The organism is Bacillus sp. AFS088145 (assembly GCF_002564465.1).
Taxonomy (GTDB): domain Bacteria; phylum Bacillota; class Bacilli; order Bacillales; family Bacillaceae_G; genus Gottfriedia.
On the sequence record NZ_NUUX01000008.1, the window covers coordinates 247,287 to 268,002 of the forward strand.

Consider the following 20,716-nt stretch of genomic DNA (forward strand, 5'->3'; position numbering starts at 1 on the left):
ATCCCCTACCTCTCAACCATACCACAAGAAAAACGATTGAACGGTTTTTAATTCAGATCGGTTACCCTTCTAAATTAATGATCCATTCAATCGTTTTTAATCTACTTGATAATCATATTCCTTTGCTTCGTCCGGTTTTGCATTTTCGTACTCAGTCTTAATAAAAGGTTTATATGACAATTCAATTCGTTTCACAAAATGAAATTTTTTCAATCTCTCTATTGTTCGATCTATATCATCCATATTGCAATATAGGACTACGTATTTCAAACGTTTAGAGACAAAGTGAATATTTCCAAATTTACGTAACATTTTTGCTTGTTTTAATGATTGTAAATAAATAATAATACCTTGTCTTTGCACGAACATAGCTTTCTCCTTTAAAAATCCGTTAGAAATAGAATAGCATATCCCAAATTTCTTTTGCAACGAAACTTTCATAAATAGTTTTTAGAAAGGATTGAAAATTATGTTAGATGATGTTTGGGAGCAATTTTTTAACTGTATTTCAAATTATAAACAAATTAATCTATTTTCAAACAAACAAATTTGCGGTGCCAATTTTCTATATATTCAGACAGACCGTCAACAGACCGAAGAGGCGATCAAAAAACTACTGGTTGATTGCGCCAGAACCATTACTGAACAGTTTAAACTAATTTACCGAGTTGAATTTATTCGTAAAGAAAATAATAATTTCGTATTTAAACATCGATTTTACGTTCCGAATAAAAAAATGTTTTGTTGTGGAAATAATTGCGCTGACTGTACTAGGTTCAGAAAATAAATTTTATTAAAAAAAGACTCATTATTAAATAATGAGCCTTTCAATATGATTTATTACCTCGTTTTACATCCACACTTTCCACCTGTGCCACATCCACCAGTACTACATCCTCCACCTGTATTTACGAAGAATGGATTACCCGCTGGAACTTTTACAGAAGGCGAAACAGCTTGAGCAATTAAATAGCTAGTCTCATCTAAAAGTAATTGGACCTGATCTTCCGCTTGCTTAAAAGCAGCGATTGTATCGTTTAGTTGAAGTTCTTTTTTAACTTCACTCATTTTTTTACGAATTTCTTTATAATCTGGATGATATTTTCCAAATCGCTGAACATCCTCATATAAATCCTTCGTCTTCATAAAACGGCTAATAATTTCTTGCGCAGTTTTATCATTATTTAATGCAATATATGAAGTTCGATACTGATCTGCAACATCCGATTGCACGATCATTGAAGCAAGTTCTTCTGAGACTGTTATAAGTTGCAAGGTTTCCATTGTTGCATACATTTCCTTACACCTCCAAGAATAAACTATATCACATTTAATTCCGTAAATAAAAGAACTTGTCCTAAGCTTTTATGTGATCAGAAATATTAAATTCATTTATCTTCCATTTACCATCTTTTAATTCAATAAAATTTGCACAAGCATTATTTAATTTTGTCCTAAAATTAACTTTCTCAGGATCAATCGCATGTAGAATTGCCTTAATCGTATGAGAATGGGCAACAATTACAATTCGTTTACCTTCATAATTTTGAGCAATGTCTTTTAATGCACTAAAAGCTCGATCAATTAATTCTTCATTTGTTTCCATTCCTTCTACATTATTATTATAAATGTTTTCATGAACATCGGAAATAGGTTTTCCACTTGCCTCACCAAATTCTCTTTCTAGAAATCGTTCATCCTCTATAATTTCATCAATTTTAGAAAAATCTGCAATTGCCTGTGCAGTTTGTTTCGCCCTAACTAAAGGACTTGAAATAACCCGATCCCACTTTTGATCACTTAAAAACAATGCACTATCATTCGCCTGTTGTTTACCTACCGTATTTAAAGGAATATCTTCTCTTCCTTGAATTATATTGTTAAAATTCCAATCAGTTTGTCCATGTCTTACTAAACAAATTTCTGTCATAACTACTACTCCTTTTTAAAACTTGCTTTCTTCATTGTAGCAAAAAGCTATGACAGAATGAATTATTATCCTTTTTTAATCTTCCTTTGATTCAGTATCAGAGGATTCACTACTAGTACTTTGTTGATCCTTTAATACATGAAACATGTCAATCATAAACGATGCCATTTGAACTTGATTTGACAATTTATCAACTCGTTGTGGAATGGTTTTACCAAAAAACTCAAGGGAAGCCAGTCTAAACTCATCAGTAAGCTCAGGATTTCTAGAAAGTTTACGATACCATTTTGGTTGTTGTCTTAAAAACTTCAAATAATCTTCTTCACTCTGAAGAAATTCCAAAACATCTTTTCTCACTTTAGATCTCCTCAATCCTGTCTAAAATTAAATTGTTGTGCCGCTGGCTTTTCTTCTCTTTGATTAGTTGAAGTAGCTGGAGATTTAAATTGTGATATGAGCTGTTGAATATTCGTTAAAGTAGAGTTTACATTTGTTAGATGCCCTTGAATTTGATCAGGATCTAAATTTTTCACAAAAGAAATGACTTTTCCAACATAGCCTTCTTCTGATTGTTCCGTTTTGGCAGTTTTCTTTTGAGACTTTGTATTATTGTCATTTCTGTATTCATCCCACATTTCATGGTCTTCACCTTTGTAATACCAATCTTCAAAATATTGTTGCCATGTTTTTTTACCCGTTTTTACTTCCTCACGAAGTTTTGGGTGTTCCATAACGAATTGCCTAAATTGTTCGATAGATGGACGATTATTTTCACTTCCCATTCATATCACTCCAATTAAAAGCATTTACTACAAAAGTATGTCTTTCGAATAATTTTGTGCTTGTATGGAAATAAAAAAATCAAGCACAAACTTTCGCTTTTGCTTGATTTCGCCATTATTTTATAAAATTTTGGGTGTAATATTTATTAAAGGCTCCAACACCAAGTGTAGTATATTCTTTTTTATACATATTTACTCGGTGACCTTTACTATTAATCCATCCGTATACAGATGCTATACCATCTACATAATTAGCCGAAATATTTTCGCCAGCAATTCTGTAGGGAACATTTGCATCATTTAAACGATCAGCTAGACTACCATATAAATTAGAATAGTGATCAAAATATTTATTTTGAACCATATCTTTACTATGTCCTAAAGCTACTTTGGCAGCATCAGCATTCCAATTTAAAGTACTTAAATTCATTCTTTTACGATAAACATTCGTTAAGTTAAATATCTGTCTCTCTTCTTCACGATCAACAATTGCTTCTTGCAATGTATTTAATTTTTTTGCATTTATTAAATTTCCACTATAAATTAGCTCGTACGGTTTTTGCTTAACTAAAGTTTCTGGAGATAAATACCGAACACCTAATAAACTTCCCGTAAAACGGTCAAAATAAAGTTGTGCAAAGCAATTATTTAATGAAACAAGTGGACGTTCGTGTAAATCAGTTGTCGATAATTTAAATGTGTATTGATTACTTAACATCGAAAAAGAGACTTTATCATGTAATGCTACATTATCCATTGTTTCTTCATAGTGGCTCCCCATCACAAATGGGGTTATATCAACTTTATTACCAGCAACAAAAATTGTTACAACTTTGCCATTAAGTACACCAAATTGAGTATACTTTGTAGCATCCTTATCATAAACAAGCCAATCGTAGTCATATTGAGAAGGAACCTTTCTTGACGGCTTACCAAAAGTTTTTAAAATTTCTTGTTCACTTTTACCAATATACTGAGAAACGGAGTATGTAACTTTTTCAGTACTTGCATTTTCGATCATTGGCATATTCACTTCTTCTACTTTTTGATATTGTTTAAATGATGAAATATTGGTGATCCAATCTTTTATAAGAGGACTGAACATAAAAACTGTTATAAAACTTATTGTAAAAAAGAAAAGTTTTATAAGCTTTTCCATTTAGATCTTCCCTTCCCAATTGTTAACTCTATGTTTATATATCCATTGTAGCCAAATTATTCAAAAAAATATATAAATTAGTTAAAATACATTTATCAGCTTTTCATTGCTAAATATTGTCATAGATAATATTATATTAATAGGGATTTTTTCTAAGTAATTTAGGGGGTAATAACATGAAATTTGAGAATACAAATTTAGAAAACCATGTATTAAATGTAAATTTATTAACTGAAATCATGGAAGAATTAGGCTTTGTCCTTGCTGGTCAATGGGATTACGAAAGAGTAACTTACGATTATAAATTTGAACAACGTAATGAAATCTACTACTTACGCGTTCAAGGTTTCGCAGTAGAAGGACATGTAGAGTCAAGTAAAGGTAAAATCCAATTACTTACTCCACTTTTAGGTAAATACTATTATCCTCACGGTGTAGAGTACGGAGAAGGCGAAAACTTCCCTGAAAGTATCGTTGATAAAAGTAAAGAATTACTTAAAAAAGCTGAAGAGCAAATTTCTCTAGTAAGCAAGTTCATTATTCTATAATTATTAAAAAGAGTGAGTAAAAAGAAGTACAACTTCTTTTACTCACTCTTTTATTTTTAATTAAAATCCTAAAACAGCTTTAATAACTGAAGTAGTGTCTCCACCTTTGTAGAAAACGTATAATAAACAATAAACGAATACACCTGTAATTGCAGTAAAAAACCAAATAATACTAGTAATTGGTCCAATTTTTTTGTGTAGTTTTAATTTGTTTTTAAATCCTGAAATAATTGATACTAGACCAAATACTCCGCCTGTTGTAGCTAAGAATATATGGAAAAACAAAAATATATGATAATACAACTTTAAACTTTTAGGTCCCCCAAAAGAAGTATTTCCGATAAAAATTGTTCTTGTTGCGTATACAATGAAAAACGAGAGTGCAAAGACTCCAGCAAAGAACATAACTTTCTTATGTCCCTCTATATTTCTTTTTGCAATAAGAGACCAGCCGATCGCAACTAATATGGCACTAATTACAATAAAGCTTGTACTTATTGTTGGTAAAATTGGTAACGAATTCAAAATTTCCACCCCTACGATTTTTTAAGCAATAACGGATTACTACTGATTGGATCAATTTTATTTCCATTTTGTTCTCTTTTAGCCCATTTGAAAAAATTATAACCAATAACAGATCCATAAACTATTTCCTGGATAATTTTCATGATAACTCCGCCAACCTGCTGATCTTCCCTTGCTGACATAAAGTTAAATACTTCTGGACCTGAAATATTTAGTGATTTTAATAAATCCGGTGATACGCAAAGTTCCATCGCTTTACTCCATAATACTGGATCATTATAAGTTGCGTAAAATGGATGTCCTGCAAAAATAATAAGTGCACATGCTGGTGTTAATAAAATACCATTTCCAAACATATAGCCAATCTTTTGGATATCAGAAAGTGTTTGTCGCTCAGGTAAGTTATTAATAACAGGAAACCACATAAAAACTGCCATGAAAAATAATATATTTGTAAATAAGAAATGATAGACATTATTCGTTTTTACAGTATCAAATACTAATGGATAATGGTAAATCGAAAATACTACATTAAAAATAAGTAAAGCAATTAATGGTTTTGTAGCAAAAGTAAAAAACGAATTAACGAATTTAGGTTTTAGTATGTTTCTCCATAACCAATCTGGAATACCATTAATAAGAAAGATCGGTGCAACTAAGTATAATACTGCCATTTCAGTCATATGTGCACTAAAAATTATATGACCAATTAAATCGATTGGACTGCCTTGTGCGGTGTAAACTAACAAAATTCCAATTACGAAATACACCTTTTGTTTAGTCTCAGTAACATGGTTTTCATCCTTGAATTTATTAATTATGTAAAAATAACCTAAAATGACTAAAACTAAAAACACAAATAAATACGGACTCCAAAGTGCTTTAAACCCGAACATCCCTAAGCTAATCATGAATGCACACCCTTTAATTATTCTATTCACACTTATTATTTTTACCTAATGTTTAAATTAATATTGGACTATGTAAATTTAGTGTAGATATACGACCTTATAAACAAAAACTTCACAAAGACAAAAAAAATTTAAACATTACTTCTATCATATAATATTTAATGAAATTATCCAAACTATTATACTACTAAATTATATAACAGTAATAACGGTTTATTCAAATTAAAATACGATTTGAAAACGTTATTCATTTTTAAATGATTGGTATTTATAGTGAATAAAAATCTAGGGTGCACATTTTCTGTGAGGTCTTACGGCATCTTGCTTTTCCAAAATGAGGCAAGCCTTTAAAATTCCAATCTACTTCTCTATTATTAATCATTCATTTTGCTCCTCGTTTTGACACTAGCAAAGCCAATGCAGCTGCCAAAAACCCAGCAGTCAGTTTACCGACAATCAGTGGAATGACAAAATTCTGCTCCACACCCGCTACAAATCCTAAGTGACTGCCAAAAACAAATGCGCCGCTAACGGCAAATGCGGTATTTATGACTTTCCCACGGTCATCCATCTCATGCAGTGTCGCAAACATAGGGATGTGATGGGCGAAGGAAGCAATGAATCCACCTAATGCCTGTTGATTCATACCTAGCTTATTTCCGAGTAATGCAAAAGGCTTCTGTAATACTTTTACTAGCACAAAAACAAATGGAAACGCACCGGCAAGTATGATCGTTATTTTTCCAACTGTTACAAAACCTTCCGAAAGTGGCATCATACCTGGAATAATAACGATACCTGTTAAAGTTTTAATGATAATCGAGACAAGACCAATGATAATAACGATTTCAATTCCTTTTCCAAACCATTTAAAACCACGAATCATCACCGATTGAGCCGATAGCATTCCAATGCCAATCAAGACAGAAATTAGAATAGAAGGAATCAAATTTTTCAGCATCCATATAAAACCAAATCCTGCAACGAATCCTCCCGCTAAACATCCAACTGGAATCGTCATTAGCCCAATTAAAATTCCTTTCGCAAAAAAGGGATGATCATTTTTATGAACAATGCTTAAAGCAACCGGAATGGTAAAAACAATAGTTGGCCCCATCATTGTTCCTAAAAACACCCATGAAAAAAAAGCAGCATCACTTGATTGAGCCATTTCATTTGCTAATGAGTATCCACCCATATCAAGAGCTAAAAACGTGGATGAAAACATCGATGGATCTGCTCCAAGAAATTGGTAGACAGGGGATACAATCGGTGTTAACCCTTTTGCTAATACAGGAGATAGTGAAATCATGCCAACCATTGAAAGGGCAAGTGGTCCCATCGATTGGAAGGCTTCCTTAAATTTTTGTCCCAGTCCATAGCGATTACCCATCAGATAATCGATTGCCCCTAGGACCATAAAAACTGTCATGATATATAAGATGATTTCATTCATATCGAATACTCCCCCATGCAAAAGAAAGGTCATCTTTTTAAAAATGAATTAGATGACCTGTTCAATATTTTTTATATAATAATTAATAGTTTATGAGAATGGAAAATGTTCATATCCATTACGCATTTTTATTTAGTCTCCTACAATCATCAATTCTTTCGGAAATTTCGTTAATACTTCATACCCATTATCAGTAATGACAACATCGTCTTCAATACGTACACCACCGAGGCTATTAAGATAAATGCCAGGTTCAATAGTGATGACCATTCCTGATTTTAATAAGCCTTCATTAACTTCATTTATAGAAGGTGCCTCGTGAATTTCAATACCTAGACCATGACCGATTCGATGTGGAAAAAAATCACCGTAGCCAGCTTCTTGAATGACGCGTCTTCCTGAGAGATCAACATCACCAATTCTTTTACCAGATTGAGAAGCTTCCACCCCAGCAAGATTGGCCTGTAAAACTGTATTATAGATTTTAACGAGTTCGCTACTAGGATTCCCATACATGACTGTACGTGTGATATCAGAGCAATATCCCTTATACTTCACCCCTAAATCAAATAGCGCAGTATCTCCTTTTTTTAACTTATTGTCACCTGAAGCTCCATGTGGGTTACTTGCATTTTGGCCAAACAAAACAATGGGAGAGAATGACATTTCTTTAATCCCTTTTTTCTTTAATTCAAATTCAATTTTCCCTAATACTTCAAGTTCTGTGATTCCTTCTTTTAACGCTTCAATACCCACTTGTACTCCGTAATCAGCAAAAGCAGCAGCTTCACGTAATATTTCAATTTCATCAGCATCTTTTACTAGTCGCATATCAGTAAGTATTGAATCTAATGATGCAAACTCTACTTCACCAAAGATCTGTTGCAGTCTTTCAATGTAAAAATAGGAGATATCATGCTTCTCAACCGCAAATTGTTTCATTTTTTTTCTGCTTTCAATCAAGTGACCAACAAGTGCCAACGGGTGATCAGAATCTGTGTAACTTAGGATTGGATGTTTCCAGCCTGCTTCCTTTATCATTTGAACTTCCATCGCTGGTGTAATAAAAATGGGTTCATCATTTGGGAAGACAAAAATACCTACAAATCGTTCGTGCGGATTGTAATCAAAATTCGATAAATAAAAAATATTTTGGCGTGATGTGACCAAGCCACCTGGAATACTTTGTGTTTGTAAAAATGTTTGTAATTCTTGCATTCGATTATTCATGATCATTTCCCCTTTAATAAATGGTTTAAATTAGACATGAAGTATTGATGCAAGTTCTGTGCCATTTTTAAAATCTTTTAAGTAGGGGATTGTTTAGGAAAAAGTGTAAATGTTTTTAGACACCGTTTAGCATATAGTGTCTAAATGATTAGACGGTAGCAGTTTGACAGAACCGTAGAATATGCCGAAAGTAGTGTTTTTATTTAAAAGTTGCTACTAATGGCTGAGGAGAAATAATGGGAGATAGTTGATTTCTAGGTTCTAAATCAGCCCAGGAGTTTTTTACGCTCGTCTGGACTAATTTAGTCGAAAAGGCTTTTGTTTTTAAAGCTCAATCTTTAATTTTTTCATTTTATTATATAAAGTAGCTCGAGATATTCCTAATTTTTTTGCTGCTGCTTGCTTGTTCCCTTTCTCTGTTTGAATGGCTTCAATGATTTTATTTTTTTCAAAATCATTTAAATCATCTTGCAAGGAATCATCACACCCAGTCGATAACAATGTAGATTGTATCAACTTTGGCGGTAAAGCTCCTATAGCGATGGTTCCTTCTACTGACAGTAATACTAATCGTTCAATAACATTTCTCATCTCTCTCACATTTCCGGGCCAATCGTATTGTAATAAGGCCGAAGTTACCTGGGGATCAACGATTTTAATTGTTCGATGATATAGTAATGAAAACTCATAGATAAATTGATGAAGTAGCTCCATTACGTCTTCTTTTCGTTCTCGCAATGGGGGAATCGTAATAGATAAAATGTTAAGACGATAATAAAGGTCTTCGCGAAAAGTATTAGCTTCAACCATAGCTTCTAAATCCTTATTTGTAGCAGTAATAATTCGGCACTCCGCTGTTAGCTGTTTTGTACCACCAACGCGGTAATACGTTTTATCTTGCAAAAATCTAAGTAACTTCACTTGCATGTCCAACGGTAAATCACCAATTTCATCCAGAAAAAGTGTTCCTCCGTGCGCCAACTCTAGTTTTCCTTTTCTACCGTTTACATCTGCACCAGAAAATGCTCCTTTTTCATAGCCAAAAAATTCACTCTCAAACAAAGATGGTGTAATCGCACCACAGTTTACAGCAATAAATGGAGAAGATGATCCACGATAAAAATGGATAGCTTTAGCAAAGACTTCCTTCCCAACCCCTGTTTCACCAAGTAATAAAATATTTGCACTCGTTTCAGACATTTTTTTCGATAACGAAACTGTTTCTTTCATCAATTGGCTCGAACCTTTAATTTGTTGAAAAGAATCGTGTGATAATTGCAGTCTTGAAACCTCCTTCTGCAATTGAAGAATTTTGGAGGAAGCATTCATAAGTTCTTGATTCATTATCACTTGACTCGTAATGTCGGTTTCAGCCGCAACCGCACCCACAATTCGATCATTGATGAAGATTGGACTGCTATTAATCATGACAAAGAGATCCTCACGTGGTTTATGCTGTTTATGACGAAAAGATTGACCTGTATCCATTGTAACTTTATTTAATAACATATCTTTTGGAAAAAACTCTTCCATTTTATTCCCAATAATTTCTTCTTTAGGAATTGAAAAGATCCTTTCAGCACCATGGGTCCAAACAACTGTTTTACCAGCTTCATCTACAATCGAGACCGAACCATCCATTGTATCAATCATCGTTCGAAAATAGGCCTCTAAATATTGATAAGATTCAAACACTTTAGAAACTAAAACAGCAGAAGTGATATAGCCCTTAATTTTTCCTTCTCCATCCGTGATGACTACAACATCTGATGTTTGCACTTCTTGAATCACTTCTTGAATAACTGCTTTTTCATTGAAAACGCCCGCTTTTTTCCAATCAAATTCTTTTATATTTCTGCTCTTAAAATGAAGATAATCATCGATCGTTAACATCCAGACTTCACTATGCTGCTGTTTAAATATATACGCTGCTTCATTATTAATAATCAGATCAGAATGCAAAGAAAAATTTGTTTGCAACAAATCTTCTATTCTAGGAAGAAGATGTTTCATAAAATACCACCACCTATTTGTATCTTTTTCATATTACTCTATCATTACGTCGAGTTTATGTCATGATTATTATCTGTGAGTTCTACCACTCCATAATACACAATCTATTACTTAAGAAAAAAAGCTACAATTAAGCAACTTATATTATTCAACTAAAAGATACTTACTTCACAGGAGTTCTGGAATTTTTAGTTTTTTGTAAGCTAATGGTGTCAAGTTCATCGATTTTCGGAATTTATCAATAAAGTAGCTAGTGCTGTTAAATCCAACTTGATAGGCAACATCAGTGACATTCGACTCATGTTGTTGTAGTAATATTAAACTTTTTTGTATTCGATAATCGGTTACATAGTTTAAAGGAGTTGATTTTAAAATACGACTAAAATATCGACAACACTCAGATCGGCTTAATTGACCCGCTCTTGCAATGTCGTCTAATCGTATTTTCTCAGAATAATGTAGGTGGATCCAATTTAACATTTGCTTCATTCGGTTACTCTTTATCACTACCGACTGTTCATACTCTAATTCAATCCCATTCATAATTAAATTCTTCCACATTAATGAGAGTTGTAAGCTGACTTCAATTTCATAGAATGGTGAATTTTGTTTGATCATCCCTTTAATTTTCAAAATATAGCGTAAAATTCTATTGGCCCATAGCTCCTTTGGATTTAAGAATAAAAAGGGTATATTAGTCGCCTGATAATAAGGCTTTACAAAGGTTGTATAAAGTTCTTGTGATAATACGAAACTTGGAGAAACATTTAAACAAATATAGGTACATTCTGAATCGTTCCGATCTTTTGCCATATGCAGGCAGCCACTATTTATAAAAAGCCCTTCCCCCTCTTGAACAAAAATATTTTCTTCATTTATTTGAAAAATTGCTTCTCCTTTAACAACGTGAACAAACTGAAATTCATCATGCCAATGAAGTGGTATATAACTATTTATGTTTTGCTTAATCGTTGTTTCGTAACATGCTATTGGCAAAACTACAGTATGATGTTTAGTTAATTCTTTTAAATTTTGGTCAACCATAAAATTTTTAATTTGCATATCCCCATAACCACCTCAATATCCTTATATTTTCCCATTCGATTTGAGTATTATTTTAGCGTTTTCCCGCTTATTATTTTACATAGTATAACACTATTTTTATATTTGAAGGTGGAGACTAAAATCATGAATAGACGAAAGGGAATATTTCTTGTTATCACAGGAGCGGTATTTTGGGGGATTGGTGGTACAGTTGCAAAAAAACTTTTTCAACAGTATCAAATCGATGTAGATTGGCTGGTTACGATTCGATTGCTTATAGCTGGATTTTTACTCTTAGCCATTCAATATTTTAAAAAAGACCGTTCTCAGATCCTTGCGGTTTGGAGAACTGGAAGGATCGCAATTCAACTAATTATCTTCGGGGTATTGGGGATGCTAGCGGTTCAATACACATATATGGCTTCTATTGAACATGGAAATGCTGCTGTTGCAACCCTATTACAGTATTTAGCCCCTGTAATGATTATCCTATATTTAATTATCCGTAAACAAACCGCTCTAACACGAAGAGATTTGTTAACGGTATCTCTAGCATTAATTGGAAGTTTTTTCTTATTAACAAACGGCTCAATCTCGCAATTATCTGTGCCAACACTTGCAATTGCTTGGGGTGTATTATCTGGAGTAGCTTTAGCATTTTATACTTTATTTGCCGTACCATTACTGAAGCAATTCGACTCACTTGTCATTGTCGGATGGGCTATGATGATCGGTGGTTTTGTATTAAGTTTTATCCATCCTCCTTGGCAAGTGGACTATAGAAACTTAACACTTGAAGCGAATTTATATTTAATCTTCATTATCATATTCGGTACAATGATTGCATTTTGGTTCTATATAGAAAGTTTGCAAAGTCTTCCACCTAAAGAATCAAGTCTGCTAGGAAGCATTGAACCACTAGCTGCCGTCTTAACTACAATCTTTTGGTTAAAAGAACCTTTTGGTGTTTTCCAATGGCTAGGTACAGCTTGTATCATTGGAATGATATTATTATTGGCTTTGAATAAAGAGTCTTCCTCAAAAACTAGCCAACCTCCTAATAATAAAGAACCGCTTAGAGTTAGTTGAATTGCTTTTTTGAAATGTGAAATAGGAGCTGATTATTTAATCAGCTCCTAAATTTTGAATGAAAGTATTGCGTAAATTGCTTAAAAATTAAATACAAGATTTTTTTTCCTTGCCTGTCTTTGAAACTTGCACGTCTTTTCTTGGTCAACAATCTCTCTACCTATTGATATCGGTTTCCTAAATATCTTTTCCTGTACGTTTTACCTTGATCAGGAATATCCATGAAACCTTGTGCACCCCAAATTACATGCTCTGTTAATTTATCAATACTACCAGTAAGCTCAACTTTTTCTTCCATTTCAATATCTTCATCTTTAGGAATTTCCATATACATCGTTGAATCATCCCTTCTATTTTACTTATTAACCATAACCGATTAAGTACTCATTCTAAAATTATGTCGGCTTTATAGTTTTCTTCCACTGAACATTCTTATACCAATAAAAATCTCCATAGTTGAATTGGACCTTGATTTGATCCCATAGACAATGAAAATATAGTATTCTCGTTAAGTATTTCTTTAGTAATTTAGGGGATAATTTGTAAGTCAAAAAAATTTAGTAAGAGGATATATTATTGATTTACTACAATAGGTTTGGTACAAAAAGAGAATTAACAGTAAGTGAAGGCGATCGTGTAGAAATTATTAAAAGAAGTGACATTTATTGTATTAATGAGGAAGAACCTATTTATCATTCTGGGACGATAACGAAAATTGGTTATGAAGATTTAAATAGAGCCCCAGAAAAAGAAGCTGTTGGTATTTGGGTAAAATTTGAAAAGGATACCGTATTTAATGATGGCGAAGAAGAATTTGTTGCATTAGCTGAGATAGAGAAATTGTTTAAGAAAATGTATGACATAGTTGGTTATGCTATGGTAAATGAAGGAGTTACGTTTAGCATTAAAGGAGAAGGTATAGGAATAATCATTAACTTTGATTACCAAGATGGAAGTTTGTTACCTGTATCAATCCAAGATGGTAACGGAGTAGAAAAAGAAACTATTACTCAAGCTGATGAAGAATTAATTCTAGAACTCAAGAGTTATGGTACACCACAAAAGTACTTTCATTATGTACTTTCTCAATCTAAATAAGTTCTCCAAACTGGCAACATTAAAATCCTCAATTGTGGTTTTAGCCTTTTTTTCTATTCTATCTAACTCAATGCATTTAATATCTAAAGGTGGCATTGTCTCAATACCACCAAAAACCAAGTATGCCATTATCTAAATTACTTACATTCCACTCTAAAATTCCTTCACCTTCGCCAATCCCTTGTTCTTCCATCTCTTTTTCATAGAACTTAATAAGATCATTACGTTTTACGTCATCCTCAGGTAATTCAACTAACAAGGATTCAGCAAAAGGTCCTCCTTCTTCCTCAATACGTTCTTTTTCATCTATAATACCAATAACACACACTTTTCCTGCACCTAGTTCATAAAGTTGCTCAACAAAATTAATAGCATTAATTGTTTCACCGAATCTATTAGTCGCAAATGCTGATGGATTATTATTACTTTTAAGCCACTCTAGTGCTTCAAATGTTTTCAATCAAATCATTCCACTTTATTTTAATTTTTACGTTTATGTTAGGAGCTTGATATAAAAGAAAAATCTCCTGCAAAATTAGATTCTTTTTCAATTTTTTTAAAGTTCTACAATACAATCTTTCTTATCGAAACAAACTAAAAGTAAGTTCCACAACATATCAACAATCTACATAAACGAACATAAAAAAAGGAAGTGAATAAAATTCACTTCCTTCTTACATCATAACCAGATTAATGTTAAGAATGTTAATAGTGTAATTACAGCAACTGTAATTCCTGAATATAGGAAGAACGCTTGTGTACTGTGACCTTTATTTTTCATGTGCATGAAGTAATAAAGTTGGAACACTAGTTGTACTACAGCAAGTAATAAAATAAATGGTACTGTAAAGTATGGATCCATTTTATCTCTGTATAATACTGCTGCGAATGATGCAAGTGTTAAAATGATCATTAATGCAAATGAAATTAATTGTTGTTTCATTTCTTCTGCATGTTTACGTCTGTGATACTTTATTTCAACTTGATTTCTTTGATGAGAGTTTGTATTTGTACCCATTTTCTTATCCCACCATTCCCATTAAGTATACTACTGTAAAGATGAAAATCCATACTACGTCGATGAAGTGCCAGTATAAACTTGCAACATAAAACTTCGGAGCGTTGTATAAATTTAAACCTCTTCCACCATTTCGAAGCATTAAAGTAGTGATCCATAGTAAACCAACAAATACGTGGGCACCATGAGTACCTACTAATGTATAGAATGAAGAACCAAATGCACTACTCTTAATTGTAAAATGATATTCGTGCATATAGTGTCTAAATTCGTAAATTTCTAACAATAAAAATCCTAGACCTAATAAAACTGTAATTCCTAACCATAGCATCATCTTTTTGTGTTCAAAGTTTTTCATGTGGTACATTGCATAAACACTTGTAAGAGATGAAGTTAAAAGTAACATTGTAGCAATGAATACTAATTTTGGTTCGAACATTTCTGCAGCACTTGCTCCACCAGCAGTAGAGTTTCTTAATGCTAAGAAAGTACCAAATAATGATGCGAATAATACAGTTTCTCCACCAAGAAATAGCCAGAATGCTAAGAACTTATTTTTACCTTCTTCTGTAGCTTTTTCAGGGTTGTGAGGAAACGTTTCAGCTGTAAATTTTTGATTCATTTCCATTATGCCTCAACCCCCTCATCAGCTATGTCTTCTTTATGGATATGGAATCCATGATCATCAATCCAAGAACGTAAGAACATTGAACCGAATGTAATAAATAAGCCAAGAATTAATACACCAACTGCCGTGTGGTTTTTAAGTTGGTCATTATACAATGCCCCAAATGCTGCAATAAATAAGCCCACTGACATAACAAATGGTAAAATAGATGAGTTTGGCATATGAATATCACCTAGTGGTTCAGCAGGTGTCATTTTGCCGTCTCCTTCCATTTTTTCTACCCATAGAGCGTCTAATCCACGTACATATGGAATTTGAGCAAAGTTATATTCTGGTGCAGGAGAAGGAATTGCCCACTCAAGTGTACGACCTACACCCCATGCATCTCCAGCAGCTTTCTTACCTTTAATTGCTGTATAAACTACATTGATTAACATAACGATTGTAGCTAGACCCATGAACATTGCTCCGATTGAGCTGATCATGTTACCAGTATCTAAGCCTTGTCCTGGTAGATATGTAAAGTAACGACGAGGCATACCCATTAAACCTAAGAAATGTTGGATAAAGAATGTTAAATGGAAACCAATAAAGAATAAAAAGAATGTAATTTTACCTAATGTTTCATTTAAGATTTTACCAAACATTTTTGGCCACCAGTAATGTGCACCGGCAAATAGACCAAATACTACCCCACCTACGATTACGTAGTGGAAGTGAGCTACTACGAAATAACTATCATGGAATTGATAGTCAGCAGGAGCTGCAGCGTTCATAATACCAGTTACCCCACCTAGTACGAATGATGGAATAAACGCAACTGACCAAAGCATTGGTGTTGTAAAACGAATTTGTCCGCCCCACATTGTTAATAACCAGTTAAAGATTTTAACCCCTGTAGGTACTGCAATTGCCATAGTTGCAACTGCGAAAATTGCATTTGCTACTGCACCAAGACCGTCTGTAAACATATGGTGAGCCCATACCATGAATCCTAAGAAACCAATTAAAACTGTTGCGAATACCATTGAAGAGTATCCAAATAAACGTTTCTTAGAGAATGCTGGAATGATATCAGAGAAGATACCAAATGCCGGTAATATAAGAATATAAACCTCTGGATGTCCGAAAATCCAGAATAAATGTTCAAAGATCATTGAGTTTCCACCTAAAGATGCATCAAAGAATGCAGTTCCAAATAGGCGGTCAAACATTAATAACGCTAACCCGATTGTTAATGCCGGGAAAGCAAATAAAATAAGTGCTGATGTTACAAATACTGTCCAAGTAAATAGTGGCATACGCATGTATGTTAACCCTGGAGCACGCATGTTAATAATCGTTGCTAGGAAGTTAATACCACCTGCTAATGTACCAATACCTGAAATTTGTAGACCTAATAAGTAGAAGTCTACACCATGTGATTTACTGTGTAGAGCTAGTGTCGCATATGATGTCCAACCTGCGTCAGGCGCTCCACCTAAGAACCAACTTAGATTTAAGAAAACTCCACCAACGAAGAATAACCAGAAACCTAAAGAATTTAAAAACGGGAAAGCTACGTCACGAGCACCAATTTGTAATGGTACTACCGCGTTAAAAAATGCAAAGATCATCGGCATCGCCGCTAAGAAAATCATTGTTGTACCATGCATTGTTAATACTTGGTTATAAGCATCACCAACTAAAAATGTGTTGTCTGGCTTAATTAATTGTATACGAATAAATAACGCTTCCATCCCACCAACTAAGAAAAAGAATCCGCCTGCAATTAAATACAGGATGGCAATTTTCTTATGGTCGACTGTCGTTAAGTAGTCCCACAATAGTGGTTTCTTTTTCGCTACAGAACTCACAGTATTACCCCCTTTGCTTCATATCCATTAATTTATTTTGCAATTTTTAAGCTAGTTAAGTATGCAGTTAATGCATCAATCTGATCAGCTGATAAGTCACCATATTTACCTGACATAAGGTTTCCTGGCTTCATAGCTTCCGGATTTGTTAACCATTTTTTGATGTTTGCTTCATTATTTTTAGCAATACCAGCAACCATATCACGATCACCGAAGTTAGCTAAGTTTGGAGCAAGTCGTGCAGCAGGTGGTCTTGTATCATTTGCGTCTGCAGCATGACAACCAATACAGCTTTGTTTGAAGATTTTTTCACCTTCTTGTGCATCTGCTGTTACAGCTTGACCCTTTTGATTCTTCATATCAGCTAACCACTTATCGTAGTCGGCTTGACTTACAACTTTAACTTTAAATTGCATTAATGAATGTGAAGGACCACAAAACTCTGCACAGAATCCATTATATGTACCTTCTTTATCCGCTGAAAGCCACATTTTGTTTTCGCCTTCAACGTTTGTATCAAGCTTACCTGCTAATGATGGTACCCAGAATGAGTGTTTGATATCTTGACCTTTTAGGTTTAAGATAACTTTTTTACCAACTGGGATATACATGTCTTGAGAAGTAATGAATTTTTGTTTTGGATACTCAAATTCCCACCAGAAAAGATGAGCATTTACATTAATAACAATTGCATCTTTTTTCTTCTCATCTTTTGATATTTGCTTCTCATCTGAAAGCTTAAACGTTTGTGATACTGTTGGTACTGCTAAAATAATAAGTAAAATAACAGGAATAATTGTCCAAAGAAGCTCTAAGAAATGATTACCTTCTACTTGCTTTGGAATAATATTTTCTTGACCTTTACGGTGACGATATTTCACGATTACGTAAAGGAAAAGAACTGTTACTACAGCAACAACGAATACCATGATCAACGTACTTAGCTTCATAAGATCGTATTGCATTTTTGCTACTTCACCTTGAGGATTCAGTGTAGATTGATTTGCATGTCCACATGCACTCAAAATAACTGCTATCAAGGAAATTAGCGAGACTAATCGCCAATGTTTCATAAGTATACTTCCCCCTCTTTCAATTTAAAGTGTTTCATTCTTATTTAAAAATAAGATTAAACAAACAATAAAAAAATCCCCCGTAATACCCCTAATTAAAACGAAATTGTAAACACAATCATTGACATAAATAGAAGAGTTAAATAGTTAATGGAGTATATAAACATCAGTTTAGAGAACTTTTGATCATCCTTTTGTTTATAACAATATAATCCTAAAATAACCCATCCAATATTCAATATTGTTGCAAAAATAATAAATGGTAAACCTAGAGCTTGCATGTAAAATGGCAGTGGTAATAAACATAATACCCAAATCATCACTTGACGTTTCGTCATTTCAAATCCGTAAACCACCGGTAGCATTGGAATTCCCGCTCTTTTGTATTCTTCAGAACGTCTCATCGCAAGTGCTAAGAAATGAGGTGGTTGCCATATAAACATGATTAAAAACAGCATCCAAGCAATTGGATGCAAATTCGCATCGATTGCTGCCCATCCAATTAATGGGGGTGCTGCACCAGATATACTACCTACTACTGTGTTTAACGTGTAATTACGTTTCGTCCAAAGAGTGTATAGTACGATATATGTAAATGCACCAATAAATGCATATACAACAGCCATTAAGGTTGTGAAAGCCATAAATGTAAAGCCCACAATTAATAAAAGAATACCAATCGAAATTGTAACGCTTGGTTTAATATTACCAGTTACAGTTGGTCTGTTTTTAGTTCTCTCCATATATGGATCAATATCACGATCAATATAGTTATTGATTACACATGATCCCGCAATAATAAGTGATGAACCAATTACAGTAATAATTGCTTTTGGTAAATAATCTAATATATCTAATCCATTTATTTGGATTGCTAACCAGATACCTGTAAAAGTTGTCAGTATATTAGAGTTTACGATCCCTATTTTCATTAAAGAAAGTAAATCTTTCTTTAGTGACCTAGAAGGATGATTAGTTTCTTCGTTTTTAGAAACATTATTAGCTAATTGTTCCAAGTCAATCCTCCTCTTTTTTTTGCAAAACTTCATTTTTCATACCCATTTTTTAATGGTTCATAATGAGTTTTTAATTTAGACATACTTCTATTAAACTAAATTCAATGAAATTTTTGTGATAAATATATGAACAAATTGTGTACGTTTCAAAAAAATTTTATCGTAAACAGCCTATCTTTTCAATACTAAATACTATTTAATTATAAAATTAATTATTTCTATATTTTAAAAATGAATACATTCAAAGTTAAGAAAAAACAAATATTATGTCTAAATATGAAGGTTACCTTTGAATTTTGTGTCGTAATCTTATATGATATAGAAGTATTATTTACAGAATAATTTTTTTAATAATTAAATTTTAAAATTATTATTATTTTATAAAAGTGGGTGGATATACTTGCTACGTGTTTTAAAAGGGGTATCGTTAATTACCTCATTCATTCTTTTAATTGTTTTATTGGGTGGTGCACTCGTAACAAAGACTAATTCTGGACTCGGTTGTGGAAGATCATGGCCTCTTTGTAAAGGTCAAATCATTCCTGATCATCTAACTATTCAAACTGTCATTGAATTATCTCATCGTGCAGCATCAGGCCTTGCTGGGATATTTGTTTTATTATTAGCAGTGCTTGCTTGGATTGTCATTCCTCATAAAAGAGAAACAAAGTTTTTAGCAATCATTTCTTGTATTTTTCTAATTGCACAAGCATTAATTGGGGCAGCCGCAGTTGTTTGGGGTCAAGTCCCAGCTGTAAAAGCAATTCATTTTGGTATTTCTCTAATTTGTTTTGCAGCTGTAGTCATGTTAACATTATTAATTTTTGAGCGTGATCGCAATTATCAAAAAAATTCTTTTTATGTCGGAAAAAGAATGAAATTTCATACTTATGGTTTATGGATTTATTCATACTTAGTAGTTTATACTGGCGCTCTTGTTCGCCACGAGAATGCTAGCTTAGCTTGCCCTAGCTGGCCACTATGCAGTAAAGCAAACAATGGATTTCCTACACAAGTTCATGAATGGATTCAAATGGGACATCGATTCGCTGCTTTTCTTTTATTCGTCTGGGTAATTATTGCATTTGTACATGCTTATAAATACTATCGTAATGAACGTGGCATTTATTTTGGATGGTCTGTATCTTTAATTCTTGTTACACTTCAAGTAATTTGTGGAGCGGTTATAGTTTTTACAAACCTAAATATTTATGTTGCATTAACACATGCTATATTAATCTCATGCTTGTTTGCGATCTTTAGTTTCCAAAGTTTAGTTTGTACAAGAAGTAAAAGCTCAAATTCTGAGTTACTTCAAAATAAAAATATCTCTTAAAAAA

23 protein-coding genes are annotated in these 20,716 nt (G+C 33.1%); 4 read left to right on the plus strand and 19 right to left on the minus strand.

The window, feature by feature from the left end; translation table 11 throughout:
• Positions 1–96: 96 nt before the first annotated feature.
• From COI44_RS05805 to COI44_RS05835, 6 genes are all read right to left on the minus strand, one after another.
• Positions 97–369: a YlbG family protein gene (locus COI44_RS05805; protein ID WP_056468449.1), complete on the minus strand. Its 273-nt coding sequence runs from the start codon at positions 367–369 to the stop codon at positions 97–99.
• Between the two features lie 471 nt (positions 370–840).
• Positions 841–1,296 (minus strand): YlbF/YmcA family competence regulator, encoded by a 456-nt coding sequence (locus COI44_RS05815; RefSeq protein WP_098427069.1) that lies wholly within the window; start codon positions 1,294–1,296, stop codon positions 841–843.
• A 61-nt stretch (positions 1,297–1,357) separates the two neighbouring features.
• A complete protein-coding gene (locus tag COI44_RS05820) occupies positions 1,358–1,930 on the minus strand; it encodes a histidine phosphatase family protein (protein WP_098427070.1) in 573 nt (190 codons plus the stop codon).
• A gap of 75 nt (positions 1,931–2,005) precedes the next feature.
• Positions 2,006–2,287, minus strand: coding sequence for a YlbE-like family protein (locus tag COI44_RS05825; protein ID WP_097975645.1), 282 nt, complete (start codon positions 2,285–2,287; stop codon positions 2,006–2,008).
• Positions 2,288–2,298: 11 nt separating this feature from the next.
• A complete protein-coding gene (locus tag COI44_RS05830) occupies positions 2,299–2,712 on the minus strand; it encodes a YlbD family protein (RefSeq protein ID WP_098427071.1) in 414 nt (137 codons plus the stop codon).
• 115 nt (positions 2,713–2,827) lie between these two features.
• Entirely contained in the window at positions 2,828–3,871 is a 1,044-nt protein-coding gene (locus COI44_RS05835; RefSeq protein ID WP_098427072.1) for a CAP domain-containing protein, read from the minus strand.
• Between the two features lie 176 nt (positions 3,872–4,047).
• On the opposite strand from COI44_RS05835, the gene COI44_RS05840 reads away from it, so the two are divergent.
• A complete protein-coding gene (locus COI44_RS05840) occupies positions 4,048–4,419 on the plus strand; it encodes a YugN family protein (RefSeq protein WP_069035575.1) in 372 nt (123 codons plus the stop codon).
• 60 nt (positions 4,420–4,479) lie between these two features.
• On the opposite strand, the gene COI44_RS05845 is transcribed toward COI44_RS05840, so the two are convergent.
• The 6 genes from COI44_RS05845 to COI44_RS05870 form a co-directional block, all read right to left on the minus strand.
• Complete coding sequence (locus COI44_RS05845; RefSeq protein ID WP_098427073.1) at positions 4,480–4,944, minus strand: DUF420 domain-containing protein; 465 nt, start codon at positions 4,942–4,944, stop codon at positions 4,480–4,482.
• Between the two features lie 11 nt (positions 4,945–4,955).
• A complete protein-coding gene (gene ctaG / locus COI44_RS05850; RefSeq protein ID WP_142329231.1) occupies positions 4,956–5,855 on the minus strand; it encodes a cytochrome c oxidase assembly factor CtaG in 900 nt (299 codons plus the stop codon).
• A 382-nt stretch (positions 5,856–6,237) separates the two neighbouring features.
• Positions 6,238–7,311 (minus strand): ethanolamine utilization protein EutH, encoded by a 1,074-nt coding sequence (gene eutH / locus COI44_RS05855; RefSeq protein ID WP_098427074.1) that lies wholly within the window; start codon positions 7,309–7,311, stop codon positions 6,238–6,240.
• Between the two features lie 132 nt (positions 7,312–7,443).
• On the minus strand, positions 7,444–8,541 hold the full coding sequence (locus tag COI44_RS05860) for a M24 family metallopeptidase (RefSeq protein ID WP_098427075.1): 1,098 nt from the start codon (positions 8,539–8,541) through the stop codon (positions 7,444–7,446).
• Between the two features lie 324 nt (positions 8,542–8,865).
• The gene (locus tag COI44_RS05865) at positions 8,866–10,554 is read right to left on the minus strand and encodes a sigma-54 interaction domain-containing protein (protein ID WP_098427076.1); all 1,689 of its coding nucleotides are present in this window, start codon (positions 10,552–10,554) and stop codon (positions 8,866–8,868) included.
• A gap of 168 nt (positions 10,555–10,722) precedes the next feature.
• Positions 10,723–11,616, minus strand: coding sequence for an AraC family transcriptional regulator (locus COI44_RS05870; RefSeq protein ID WP_098427077.1), 894 nt, complete (start codon positions 11,614–11,616; stop codon positions 10,723–10,725).
• A 126-nt stretch (positions 11,617–11,742) separates the two neighbouring features.
• On the opposite strand from COI44_RS05870, the gene COI44_RS05875 reads away from it, so the two are divergent.
• Positions 11,743–12,687, plus strand: coding sequence for an EamA family transporter (locus COI44_RS05875; protein WP_098427078.1), 945 nt, complete (start codon positions 11,743–11,745; stop codon positions 12,685–12,687).
• Positions 12,688–12,847: 160 nt separating this feature from the next.
• Here COI44_RS05875 and COI44_RS24035 read toward each other — a convergent pair whose 3' ends face one another.
• Positions 12,848–13,021, minus strand: a complete 174-nt coding sequence (locus COI44_RS24035) for a hypothetical protein (protein WP_179887020.1) — start codon at positions 13,019–13,021, stop codon at positions 12,848–12,850.
• A 242-nt stretch (positions 13,022–13,263) separates the two neighbouring features.
• Here COI44_RS24035 and COI44_RS05880 point away from each other — a divergent pair, with 242 nt between their 5' ends.
• A complete protein-coding gene (locus tag COI44_RS05880; protein WP_098427079.1) occupies positions 13,264–13,785 on the plus strand; it encodes a hypothetical protein in 522 nt (173 codons plus the stop codon).
• Between the two features lie 100 nt (positions 13,786–13,885).
• On the opposite strand, the gene COI44_RS05885 is transcribed toward COI44_RS05880, so the two are convergent.
• The 6 genes from COI44_RS05885 to cyoE form a co-directional block, all read right to left on the minus strand.
• Complete coding sequence (locus COI44_RS05885) at positions 13,886–14,245, minus strand: hypothetical protein (protein WP_098427080.1); 360 nt, start codon at positions 14,243–14,245, stop codon at positions 13,886–13,888.
• A gap of 219 nt (positions 14,246–14,464) precedes the next feature.
• Positions 14,465–14,803 (minus strand): cytochrome c oxidase subunit IVB, encoded by a 339-nt coding sequence (gene ctaF, locus COI44_RS05890; RefSeq protein ID WP_098427081.1) that lies wholly within the window; start codon positions 14,801–14,803, stop codon positions 14,465–14,467.
• A gap of 4 nt (positions 14,804–14,807) precedes the next feature.
• Positions 14,808–15,431, minus strand: coding sequence for a cytochrome (ubi)quinol oxidase subunit III (locus COI44_RS05895; RefSeq protein ID WP_088013072.1), 624 nt, complete (start codon positions 15,429–15,431; stop codon positions 14,808–14,810).
• Entirely contained in the window at positions 15,431–17,287 is a 1,857-nt protein-coding gene (gene ctaD, locus COI44_RS05900) for a cytochrome c oxidase subunit I (protein WP_098427082.1), read from the minus strand. Before ctaD ends, COI44_RS05895 begins: the two co-directional genes overlap by 1 nt.
• A 32-nt stretch (positions 17,288–17,319) precedes the next feature.
• On the minus strand, positions 17,320–18,360 hold the full coding sequence (gene coxB, locus COI44_RS05905; protein WP_098427083.1) for a cytochrome c oxidase subunit II: 1,041 nt from the start codon (positions 18,358–18,360) through the stop codon (positions 17,320–17,322).
• 95 nt (positions 18,361–18,455) lie between these two features.
• The gene (gene cyoE, locus COI44_RS05910) at positions 18,456–19,376 is read right to left on the minus strand and encodes a heme o synthase (RefSeq protein ID WP_286163782.1); all 921 of its coding nucleotides are present in this window, start codon (positions 19,374–19,376) and stop codon (positions 18,456–18,458) included.
• A gap of 400 nt (positions 19,377–19,776) precedes the next feature.
• Between cyoE and COI44_RS05915 the strand changes: the two genes are divergently transcribed.
• Positions 19,777–20,712: a COX15/CtaA family protein gene (locus COI44_RS05915; protein ID WP_098427085.1), complete on the plus strand. Its 936-nt coding sequence runs from the start codon at positions 19,777–19,779 to the stop codon at positions 20,710–20,712.
• Positions 20,713–20,716 lie beyond the last annotated feature (4 nt).